General features: G+C 60.9%; 16 protein-coding genes. 15 read left to right on the top strand and 1 reads right to left on the bottom strand.

The window, feature by feature from the left end; genetic code table 11:
- Positions 1–325: 325 nt before the first annotated feature.
- Entirely contained in the window at positions 326–706 is a 381-nt protein-coding gene (locus GXY01S_RS15585; protein ID WP_082770931.1) for a helix-turn-helix transcriptional regulator, read from the bottom strand.
- A gap of 90 nt (positions 707–796) precedes the next feature.
- On the opposite strand from GXY01S_RS15585, the gene GXY01S_RS17570 reads away from it, so the two are divergent.
- The 15 genes from GXY01S_RS17570 to GXY01S_RS15510 form a co-directional block, all read left to right on the top strand.
- Positions 797–1027: a YdaS family helix-turn-helix protein gene (locus GXY01S_RS17570; RefSeq protein ID WP_082770930.1), complete on the top strand. Its 231-nt coding sequence runs from the start codon at positions 797–799 to the stop codon at positions 1025–1027.
- A 2-nt stretch (positions 1028–1029) separates the two neighbouring features.
- Positions 1030–1341: a hypothetical protein gene (locus GXY01S_RS15575; protein ID WP_146222810.1), complete on the top strand. Its 312-nt coding sequence runs from the start codon at positions 1030–1032 to the stop codon at positions 1339–1341.
- Positions 1341–1877: a hypothetical protein gene (locus GXY01S_RS15570; RefSeq protein ID WP_061276585.1), complete on the top strand. Its 537-nt coding sequence runs from the start codon at positions 1341–1343 to the stop codon at positions 1875–1877. The genes GXY01S_RS15575 and GXY01S_RS15570 overlap by 1 nt, the downstream gene beginning before the upstream one ends.
- Before the next feature lie 387 nt (positions 1878–2264).
- Positions 2265–2510: a hypothetical protein gene (locus GXY01S_RS15565; protein WP_061276583.1), complete on the top strand. Its 246-nt coding sequence runs from the start codon at positions 2265–2267 to the stop codon at positions 2508–2510.
- Positions 2495–2767 carry a hypothetical protein gene (locus GXY01S_RS15560; protein ID WP_061276581.1) on the top strand — a complete coding sequence of 91 codons (273 nt, stop codon included), beginning with the start codon at positions 2495–2497 and terminating at the stop codon, positions 2765–2767. The genes GXY01S_RS15565 and GXY01S_RS15560 overlap by 16 nt, the downstream gene beginning before the upstream one ends.
- On the top strand, positions 2764–3960 hold the full coding sequence (locus tag GXY01S_RS15555) for a hypothetical protein (protein ID WP_061276579.1): 1197 nt from the start codon (positions 2764–2766) through the stop codon (positions 3958–3960). Before GXY01S_RS15560 ends, GXY01S_RS15555 begins: the two co-directional genes overlap by 4 nt.
- Positions 3957–4160: a hypothetical protein gene (locus GXY01S_RS19100; RefSeq protein ID WP_110570465.1), complete on the top strand. Its 204-nt coding sequence runs from the start codon at positions 3957–3959 to the stop codon at positions 4158–4160. The genes GXY01S_RS15555 and GXY01S_RS19100 overlap by 4 nt, the downstream gene beginning before the upstream one ends.
- The gene (locus GXY01S_RS15550; RefSeq protein ID WP_255210474.1) at positions 4157–4789 is read left to right on the top strand and encodes a TRM11 family methyltransferase; all 633 of its coding nucleotides are present in this window, start codon (positions 4157–4159) and stop codon (positions 4787–4789) included. Before GXY01S_RS19100 ends, GXY01S_RS15550 begins: the two co-directional genes overlap by 4 nt.
- Before the next feature lie 349 nt (positions 4790–5138).
- Positions 5139–5684, top strand: a complete 546-nt coding sequence (locus tag GXY01S_RS15540) for a hypothetical protein (protein WP_255210473.1) — start codon at positions 5139–5141, stop codon at positions 5682–5684.
- 114 nt (positions 5685–5798) lie between these two features.
- Positions 5799–6206: a hypothetical protein gene (locus GXY01S_RS15535; protein WP_061276570.1), complete on the top strand. Its 408-nt coding sequence runs from the start codon at positions 5799–5801 to the stop codon at positions 6204–6206.
- Between the two features lie 149 nt (positions 6207–6355).
- Positions 6356–6679, top strand: coding sequence for a hypothetical protein (locus tag GXY01S_RS15530; RefSeq protein ID WP_146222811.1), 324 nt, complete (start codon positions 6356–6358; stop codon positions 6677–6679).
- Between the two features lie 146 nt (positions 6680–6825).
- Positions 6826–7701: a tyrosine-type recombinase/integrase gene (locus GXY01S_RS15525; RefSeq protein ID WP_061276566.1), complete on the top strand. Its 876-nt coding sequence runs from the start codon at positions 6826–6828 to the stop codon at positions 7699–7701.
- Between the two features lie 44 nt (positions 7702–7745).
- Positions 7746–7925, top strand: a complete 180-nt coding sequence (locus GXY01S_RS15520; RefSeq protein WP_061276565.1) for a hypothetical protein — start codon at positions 7746–7748, stop codon at positions 7923–7925.
- Complete coding sequence (locus tag GXY01S_RS15515; protein WP_255210475.1) at positions 7925–8530, top strand: DUF3164 family protein; 606 nt, start codon at positions 7925–7927, stop codon at positions 8528–8530. The genes GXY01S_RS15520 and GXY01S_RS15515 overlap by 1 nt, the downstream gene beginning before the upstream one ends.
- Positions 8531–8801: 271 nt before the next feature.
- Positions 8802–9241 (top strand): DNA adenine methylase (locus GXY01S_RS15510; protein WP_255210472.1); only part of this gene is annotated, 440 nt, incomplete at its 3' end.

Genomic DNA, 9241 nt, shown 5'->3' with positions numbered 1-9241 from the left:
AGAATCATCGCCATTGAGTGCTGCATTAGCTGCATCAAAAAGCGTGCCAAATCCCAGCAGAGCTGGCGCCAATGCGCGAACATCCATTGCGTGATTTCTCAACGCTGGTCCATCATACGCAATGGTGAATGTGGCCTTGCTCATGTCATCTACGATATCAGAACACATAGCGTACACGCATCTTCATAATGTAGTGCCTCTAAATATCAATTCATCTGTTGCCGAATAATTTATATCGAGATTCCGTATGCCATCCGCACCCATTGTTCTGCTATCGTTCTTTAAGAACAAAGAGGGAACGATGGGAACAAATTTTGCGAAACCCTTAAGCACTATTTTTTGTGGAGTTGGGCCGGATGGCCTTCCCGAAAAGCATGAGAAGGAGGTTCCGCTCGTCCTGATTGAGGGTGCGCCAGAGGTTCAGGAGGGCCAGTTCGTCCGGATCCTCGACCGTTTGCGGAGACAGGTCAGAATTAACCGGCGACGTGCCAGCTACGAAGTCGACAGAAACACCATAATACTGCGCTAGCGCGATCATCGTCTCACGACCTGGCTTGTCGTGCCCCTTCTCGTAAGACGCTAATGTGCTGCGACCGATACCTACGATATCGGCAACTTCTTGCTGGGTAATTCTGCGACCTTCGGCCTTCCCTTTCTGTAAGCGCAGATCAGAAAGACGTGTGGCCATATCGGTTGCCGGGTTCATTTACCTATCTTGGTTGATATTTCTAACTCGCGTGTCGGAACTTCTGACTTCTTTCTTGTGAACGATAGTCGGAATTGCTAACATTTTTGTATGACACCGGCAGAACTCATAAAGCGCGTCGGCGGCGCAAAAAAAGTCGCCGCGGCAGCGGGGCTTCGCTCCCATGCAACCGTACTGGGCTGGAAGCGCATTCCCGACAAGCACCTCCTCACTCTTGAGCGAGAAACAGGCATCCCGCGCGAACAACTCCGCCCGGATCTTTTCCGCCGGGTTGATACTGAAAAACTTCCCGCACCAACCGAGCAGCGGGGGGCAGCATAAGCGTGGCCAAAGCACCGATGCCCCCGCGCCCCATCCTTTTTCCGCGCAACCTTGAGCCGGTAGAGCCTACCTGCCCCGGCTTCTGGTCCGCCTTGTTCATGCCGTGGAAGTGGCCTGCCCGCAGGGCCGGCCTGCTGCGGCGCGAATGCTTGTCGCGCGCCCAGAACATCGGGCTGCGCGACCCGCAGGAGATCGTCAAGGCAGCATGCATTTTCGAGCAGTACCTGTCCGGAATGCTGCCTTTCGAGGCGCCGCCTGAACCGGTGGCACCAACCCAGTTTCCCCCCAACTGCCTGAACAGGAAATCGTCCTGATGTTGAACGACCTTGAATTTTTGCCCCGGGAGCAGCGGGTACGCGCCATGTGCGTCGCGATGGCGATTGGCCATCTGGCGGGCGAAGACCGCGACCCCGATGCCGTGATTACGTTTGCTGACGCGTTTGACGGATATATCCGTACGGGCATGCCCCAAGCTGGAGCGGCTGATGCGGCAGAACCGGCCCAGGAAAACGCATCGGATGCGGCCCGGCAGCCTGCTGATGGGCACTTTCCCCCCACAGCGGAAAACCGTGCCCTGATCGCGAAATCCGTGAAAACCGTTACCCCGATGATGGAACTGATCATGATTGGTGGCGGACACATCGAACTGAAGGATATTGGCAGGCGCGTGCCGAAAGCCTGCATTGTCCTGCCGCCAGAAGCCCGTGCGGCTCTTGGCCAGAGCGACATGCAGATTTTTGCACAGGTGGAAGTCATGATCATGGCTCTGCATGCGATGGGCTGCCGTTTCCGTACGGAGACTGTTTGCGGAATGCCCAGCGTCCAGTGGACGATGCCTGTAGGCTTCTGATGACCCGGCCATCACCCACCGCCATGATTGCGGGCGCAACCTGCCAGTGGATCGAGGGATCGGTGCGCCCAGGCGCGCGGCCTGCCTTCTGCGGGCAGCCTGCGCGCGTAAATCGTGTGTGGTGTGGTGAGCATGCGGCCCGTGTGTTCCGTACGCCCTCGGCTGCGGAACATGCTGAAATCGAGAAAGATGGAGTGTCAGCATGACAACTTTTCCATCTGTTGAAATGCGGCACGTGCTCCTTCTGTCACCCACGATGGATGGAACACGCGCCGCGTCATTGTGCCTCCTTTTCCCAAAACTCGTTATCTGGACTCGAAACATCGCAGATGATGGAGGATTTTTGTGGAAAAGGCTCGCGCGCAAAGTACCCAAAAGAGTCGTTTTATGATCGCCGCAGCCTATCGCGACACGCTCAGCGCTGTTTTGCAGCGCAATTACGGGCGCGTCAGGCACGGTGTCAAAACCCTTGCCCGAGACATAGAAGGCAGCCCGCGCACGATCCAGAAATGGATTGCCGGGACTTCTGCTCCGCGCGGGGAGGAACTGGTGAAACTGATGGCCGAGTGTGACGAACTGCGGGACGAGATTTTCCGCCTGGTAAAGGAAGGCAAGCCATGCCCGGACGAATGACCATACCGCGCGGGGTTGCCATTGAGTATGGCCGCAATTTTGGCCTGCGCTACGACCGTGGTGAGATGCCCTCGATCAGCCTGATATGGGTGCGCATCTATGCCCTGCGCGACGGCATGGCCGGTATCGTGCTGCATTTTGTGGGCGACCGGGAACGGCTGGGGCAGGCCCATGACGAAATCCGCCGCCTGCGGCGCAAATGCGTTGAGCAGTGCAAGACATGCCCGCTGCTGCCGGGAAGGCAGGAGCCGTCATGACCGCCCTGCCCGTCGTATCTGATTTTGATGCCACTACCGTGCCTGCCTGGAGCCTGATCCGCTCCCTGCCCGCCGAGGCGCGCGGCGTAGCGCATTCCCTACTGGATGCCCTCAAGGCCAGCCGCATGGTTGCCCTGCGCAGCGGGACGCATGTGCTGACCGATGCCGAGATCGCGGCTTTCATATGCGAGCGGCCCGATGTGCTGGGCCGGGCGCTGCCCGTGATCGTGCAATGGGGTTTTGCCGCACGCGACGATGAAGGCGCGCTGTACAGCCCTCACCTGCTCTTGCGCGCCCGACGCAGGCAGGAGAAGGCATGCCATGATGCCGAACGCGCCGCCAACGCCGCGCAGTTCGAGGCCGCGCAGGCAGCCGGGCAGATCCCGCCGGGTGAAACCCTGCGCGGGTATCAGGCCCGGATCAATGGCCGGATGGGCGGGCGGACCCGGAAGGGCGAGACACCGGAGCAGGCCCGTGCCCGCCGCCAGCAGGCAGCTGACGAAGCCGCCCGCCAGCGCAACCTGACCCTGCTGCGGTCGGTGCCCAATGCCGAAACCGAAAACCCAAACCAAAAACCGAAACCGGTTTCGGTTTCCGCCGGTTCGGTTTCGGGTCCGGTTCCTTCGGTTTCCCTAGATATAGATACAGATAATAATATTCCTTCTTCTGTATCTGAATCTGGCGAAACCGAACTGGCAAAACCCGCCGCCACCGTTGCAACCGACATCCTGAACCGGACGGTCGTGCGGGTGATGGAGGTTGCCGGGTTCGAGCGCGACACCATTGGCCGGCATATCGGCATGGTGCGCAAATGGCTGCAGGAAGGGATACCGGAGCCAGTTATCGTGCAGGCCGCCCGTGACCTGACCGGCGAGATGCGCGGCAAAGGGCAGTTCCCCCGCCATGCCGGTGTTTTTGACAGTCCCGTGCGAGCTGCCTGGGCACAGCAGCAGATTGCCGAGCAGCTCCCCGAGCAGACCGCCGAGCGCGGCATGCCCGCATGGGAAGCGCAGGCACGGACCGATCTTGCTGCAGATCACCGCGCCTTTGCCGCGATCATGCAGCGCGAGGGTGATTATGGACGCGCGAGAAAACTTTGGGTTGAGGAAGCGGCGCGCCTGGGGCGCCCCACAGTCAAGCTCAACCTCACCGACTATCTGGAGGCCTATCGCCCGCAGGAGGCAGCAGCATGAAAATACGGTTTCGACAGGGCACGCGCGACATGATTGCCTGGGCTGAAAGCCTCGGGTGGGCATGCTCGACAACACGCAACGGGCATCTGCGCTTTCACCACCCGCGTGCAGCATCACCAATATTTGGCCCTTCCACGCCATCCTGCTCGCGATCATGGAAAAACCTGCGCGCGCTTCTGCGCCGGGCGATTGCCGCATGAACGCCCATTCCGGCTACGCCCGCGCTGCTGACGACTGGTATGTCGAGCCAGACTGGGCCGTTCGCGCACTGGTGGCGGCAGAGGCAACGGTGCGACCGTTCGCGGGCATAGTGCTGGACCCATGCTGCGGGGCGGGCAATGTGCCGGCGCAGCTGGGCGACGTGGCGGGGGTAACGCCGATCGGCACCGACCTGCGACCACGTGCGCCCGGTGTCGCAACAATGGATTACCGGGAAAGCCTTGCCCGCCATGCGCCTGACAGCGTGATTTCCAACCCGCCCTACAACCAGGCGCAACTGTTTATCGAGCAGGCACTGGAGCATGCGCGTGATCGGGTCTGTGTGGTGCTGCGCCTTGGTTTTCTTGCCGCCCAGAAGCGGCATGCGTGGTGGCCAAAAGTGCCATTCGCCCGGTTATGGGTATCGAGCGTGCGCATGTCGATGCCGCCGGGTGGGAGCGATTTCCCGGCCTCTGGCGGATCGGTCGATTACGCCTGGTTCGTGTTTGAGAAAGGGCATCGGGGATCACCCATGGTCGGGTGGTTGCCCGATGTCGCCCGGCCACCGCGCAAACGGCGCACGCCTCAACTGGCCGCAAAAACCCCCTCGCCTTCTGAAAGGGCTGCCTGATGTTCCGTTTTCTGCTGTGGCCCCTCTCCCGCGCGAGACTAGAAATTACAGCGCTGCGACAGGCCAACCGCTTCCTGAGCGGAGAACTGGACCGGTCACGACTGGAGATCACGGTCATGCAGCGACGGTTGTGCCAGTTGCAGCCGCAGGCCCGCGATGGAAATGGGCGCTTCCGCCGGGGGAATGCTGCCATCAGGCGGTGATGACAGCTTCATGTTTTTGGTTTGTTCACCACTTCCCCGCGGTCTATACTATCCATCAATTCCCGGCCACGGCCTGATCCTTCCGCCACGCGCGGCCTTGCAAAGAGACAGGCATGCCGGGATTGCTACCAACTGAAAGGTTTTGCGTGTCACCTACCGCCCTTTCCCGCCGTCGGGCGCCAGTCGCGCAGCAAGCCGCCTACTGTCCTGATTTTCGTCCGTCTGAAACACGTATCGCGCACCATGACCTGGCGCAGGTAGATGTTGCGCTCACCAAGAAATCCCGCCCTGTCGAGGTCTGGCGCCGGTGCGCCGGGCTGTATGGCCTGCTGCGGTCGCGCGCCATTACCGAGGGGCAGGTCAGCGCTGCCCAGTTCTGGGCAACCGATTACGAAATCGGCGTGCTCGGCGGAACCGATCCTGAAATGGAGCGCGGTGCAAAACGGGGTGACATTCATGACGCCATGATCGGGCGCATGGGGTCCGCCGCGCGCCGCGACTATATCCGCCAGCGCATTGGCGCGCGCGGGGAGCAGTTGCTGGTGCTGCTGATGATTGATGGCCTGTCGGTCACGGCCATGGCGAAACGCCTTGATAGGGACGTGAAAAACACCAGTGGCGCGGTCTGCTTCCTGCTTGAGCAGTTGGCTGAGCATTATGGTGAAATGCCCGGACCATTATGGAAGGGTTGACCGTGCCACGGTTTTAAGTCATTTATGGCAAACTATCGTTATGCGTGGGTCCAGAGATATGGATGCCACGCTTTTTTTATGCCCGCTCGGGCACTCCCAACATAGAGCCATCAGATGGAATCAAAGCTGCCGACCCTGTCGCGCGGCGATATTGTCGTGCGCGGTCACCGGCACGGCGTTGTCGTAACCACGACTGAATCGCGCTTGTTCCTGGTGCCGCTGGAATGGAATCCCTTCCCTCGTCACCGCGCGGATGTCGGCATCAGCACGCTGGCTTCCCAAGTGCTCTACCATGATGCGGTCGCCCGCTGCTGGGAGAGCCATTGGGTGCGACGTGGCGGCCAGCGTTTCGCCGGGCGGATGCTGCCCAGGGCCATGGACGACATTCTCACCGCCATCAGGCGGGAGGCGTTGGCCCGCAAGAGTGAACAGATGCCTGCCGGCCTGGTCAAATCCACGCTGGCCTTCGGGCCGATGATGGGCAGTCGTGGCCGGCGCGTTGGTGCGCCTTCGCTGGGATGACAGCCCAGAGGGGGAAATCCTTCTCCCTGAAAGACGTGCATGAGAATCGATAAGGTCAGCCGCATCGGAGCCTAGCGGGCTCAATATGCGAAGACCGCCGGTGCTGACACACCGACGGCCTTCTGTTCCACCCCTGAACGGACCAGAGGATGAAACTGGTACATTTTATCTCACTGCTTCTATCGGTACAAGCGATGAATGATCTGAGCGCATGGCGCTTTCTGGTGATTGCGGCACTCGTGTTTGCATGGATCTGTTCCAAGCCTGCCATCGCCTATTTTCAGGCCCGCAATCGACGGCAGGTCCGTCGACAAAAAAGCACCGCCGGCGAAGCGCAAGGTCGCAGTGAAATGATCGATCTGATCCATACGCTGAGCACCATGCCGGTCGCCCGGTTCGTCGATCTGCTCATTCTCGTGGGCTGGATCGTAGCTCAACCCATGCTGTGCATCGGCATGTGGCGGGCCAGATAACCGGGATCATAACCCGGTCTTATGTGACAGCCCTACGGTGGCGAGCCGGGACATAACTCCTGAAAGCCCCGGAAATCAGGGACATAACTGTAGTTATGCCCCGTTTTTTGGCCCCCATTTTTGGGATGATAATGTAGGTTTTTCATATGGTTAGTGGAGATCGTGCCCGATCGCCCGCCAAGAAGACCCCGGTTGCCCGCAATATCTCGGCGGATGACATGCTTATCCGGTCATGGCTGCACAACCGGAGCGACAACACCCGCGATGCCTACGAGCGCGATGCCCGCGCCTTCCTGACTTTCACCGGCAAGCTGCTGGAAGAGGTCGTGCTGGCGGACCTACAATCGTGGTTCGACAGTCTGGAATGCGCGGATGCTACGCGTCGGCGGAAGCTGGCGGCCGTCAAATCGCTCCTGTCGTTCGGCGCACGCCTGGGCATGCTGCGCGCTGACGTGGGCGCAGCGTTCCGTATGGAGCGTGGGCACGACACGTTGCATGAGCGCATCCTCACACAGGAGGAAGTGGCCAGCATGATTGACGGGGAGGATGATCCCCGCAAGCGGGCCTTCCTGCGCGTTCTGTATGTCATGGGGCTTCGCTTGCGTGAGGCGTGTGGCCTCGTGTGGCGAAGCATGACCCGCCGCCAGCAGGGCGGCATTGCCAGTATCCATGGCAAGGGCGGCAAGACCAGATCGGTTCTGGTGCCCGCCAAGCTATGGAAAGAGCTCGTGGCGCTGCGAGTTGATAGCCGGCCTGATGCGCCGGTGGTCCCCGGCCACGATGGCGGCCCTCTTCATGCAAAAGCGGCTGACCGCATAGTGAAGAGGGCCGCGAAGCGAGCGGGGTTGTCCCCTGCCGTGTCAGCCCATTGGCTGCGACATGCCTGCGCATCGCACGCGCAGGATCGGGGCGCACCGCCCCATGTTGTCCAGGCAACGCTGGGACATGCCTCGCTCGCTACCACGACACGATACAGCCATGTCCGCGAGGGCGATGGCGCCGGAAAATATCTGGACCAGTAGCGCTGGGCGCACTGCTCCCCTCACCTGTGAATCAAGGAAGCCTCATGAAGCCAAGCCGCAAGCCGCGCCAGCCTGCAACGGACGTCACTGTCTGGGAGCGCGCTGCCGCGCATTATCGCCGCATTGCGGGCCGTGACCGTCGGCCTGGTGTCCGCATCTGGGCCAGCGACCGCGCGGCAGAATGCGCGGCCAACATGCGTCGTGCGCAGCGGGAGGCAGCGTGATGGTGCCGGAAGGTTACATGCAGGATTCCGCTGGCCGCCTTGTGCCGCGTGACAAGGTGAAGCCGCAGGATCTGATGATCGATGATCTGGTGCAGGATCGTTTTGCCGAGGCGGCCGTGCTGCGCGAGCAGCTCAAGTCGTTCAGGCAGGCCTCGATGGAAAATATCCATACGGCACTGGCGCTCATTACCGAGCAGTATGGCGCAAGCTATGGGGGCCAGAAAGGCAACATCACCCTGATGAGCTTCGACGGCCGCCGCCGGATCACCATTGCAATCGGTGATTCCATCTCGTTCGGGCCGGAACTGCAGGCCGCCAAGGCGCTGATCGACAACTGTCTGGAGCGCTGGTCGGAAGGCGCTGATGCGAACCTCAAGGTCATCGTGACGGATGCGTTCGAGGTCGGCAAGGAAGGCAAGATCCGCACCGACAAGATCCTGGGCCTGCGTCGGCTCAATATCGAGGATGAGGAATGGCAGCGTGCGATGCAGGCCATCTCCGACAGCATCCGCATTGATTCGACCAAGTCGTATCTGCGCTTCCACGAACGCAGCGGGCCGGACGATGATTTCCGCCAGGTGCCGCTCGATATCGCACGGGCCTGATCAACCCGTTCTTGACGGGTTCACGCAAATGATGGATTCGGTAGGCAGGCGCGCCACGGCATAGGGCGCGCTCTGCTCGATCACGCCCGGACTTAGTCCGGTCGGACGGTTTCCTTCGCCTCACAGGTTTGGGGGCGAGGGCTGGTTTGCTAGAGACAAACCAAACCGCGCAGGTGGTGCTGCGCACGGGAAACCCCCGCCCCGGTTCCTGTGAAGGAACGGGCGTTCGAGTATCATTCATATGTCCGAGAGACAAATTCCGGCGACTCCCGTGTCGCCTGTTGCCCCCTATCTGGGCGGCAAACGCAACCTCGCGGCCCGCGTTATAGAGCGCATCGCCAAGGTGCCCCATGACACCTATGTCGAGCCCTTCATCGGCATGGGCGGCATCTTCCTGCGCAGGCCGTTCCGCGCAAAGGGCGAGGTGATCAACGACGTTTCCCGTGACGTCTCGAACCTGTTTCGCATCCTCCAGCGGCACTACGAAGCGCTGATGGACATGCTCAAATACCAGCTGACCAGCCGGGATGAGTTCCAGCGCCTGCTGGACATGAACGCTGACAGCCTGACCGATCTGGAGCGTGCGGCCCGGTTCCTCTATCTGCAGCGCGTGCGGTTTGGTGGTCAGCCCCGGTCGCGGACGTTTGGCGTGGCGGTTGCCGCATCGGCCCGTTTCGATGTGGGCAGGCTGGGGCCGCTGCTTGACGAGGT

This window comes from Komagataeibacter xylinus NBRC 15237, assembly GCF_001571345.1.
GTDB classification, from domain to species: Bacteria; Pseudomonadota; Alphaproteobacteria; order Acetobacterales; family Acetobacteraceae; genus Komagataeibacter; species Komagataeibacter xylinus.
This window is presented reverse-complemented; position numbering and strand designations above follow the sequence as displayed.

What these genes read in the sequence shown, in the direction of transcription:
- GXY01S_RS15555 (WP_061276579.1), top strand. Translation starts at nt 2,764, where the DNA reads ATGACCGCCCTGCCCGTCGTATCTGATTTTGATGCCACTACCGTGCCT.
- GXY01S_RS15565 (WP_061276583.1), top strand. Translation starts at nt 2,265, where the DNA reads ATGATCGCCGCAGCCTATCGCGACACGCTCAGCGCTGTTTTGCAGCGC.
- GXY01S_RS15515 (WP_255210475.1), top strand. Translation starts at nt 7,925, where the DNA reads ATGGTGCCGGAAGGTTACATGCAGGATTCCGCTGGCCGCCTTGTGCCG.
- GXY01S_RS17570 (WP_082770930.1), top strand. Translation starts at nt 797, where the DNA reads ATGACACCGGCAGAACTCATAAAGCGCGTCGGCGGCGCAAAAAAAGTC.
- GXY01S_RS15585 (WP_082770931.1), bottom strand. Translation starts at nt 706, where the DNA reads ATGAACCCGGCAACCGATATGGCCACACGTCTTTCTGATCTGCGCTTA.
- GXY01S_RS15525 (WP_061276566.1), top strand. Translation starts at nt 6,826, where the DNA reads ATGGTTAGTGGAGATCGTGCCCGATCGCCCGCCAAGAAGACCCCGGTT.
- GXY01S_RS15535 (WP_061276570.1), top strand. Translation starts at nt 5,799, where the DNA reads ATGGAATCAAAGCTGCCGACCCTGTCGCGCGGCGATATTGTCGTGCGC.
- GXY01S_RS15570 (WP_061276585.1), top strand. Translation starts at nt 1,341, where the DNA reads ATGTTGAACGACCTTGAATTTTTGCCCCGGGAGCAGCGGGTACGCGCC.
- GXY01S_RS19100 (WP_110570465.1), top strand. Translation starts at nt 3,957, where the DNA reads ATGAAAATACGGTTTCGACAGGGCACGCGCGACATGATTGCCTGGGCT.
- GXY01S_RS15520 (WP_061276565.1), top strand. Translation starts at nt 7,746, where the DNA reads ATGAAGCCAAGCCGCAAGCCGCGCCAGCCTGCAACGGACGTCACTGTC.
- GXY01S_RS15560 (WP_061276581.1), top strand. Translation starts at nt 2,495, where the DNA reads ATGCCCGGACGAATGACCATACCGCGCGGGGTTGCCATTGAGTATGGC.
- GXY01S_RS15530 (WP_146222811.1), top strand. Translation starts at nt 6,356, where the DNA reads ATGAAACTGGTACATTTTATCTCACTGCTTCTATCGGTACAAGCGATG.
- GXY01S_RS15550 (WP_255210474.1), top strand. Translation starts at nt 4,157, where the DNA reads ATGAACGCCCATTCCGGCTACGCCCGCGCTGCTGACGACTGGTATGTC.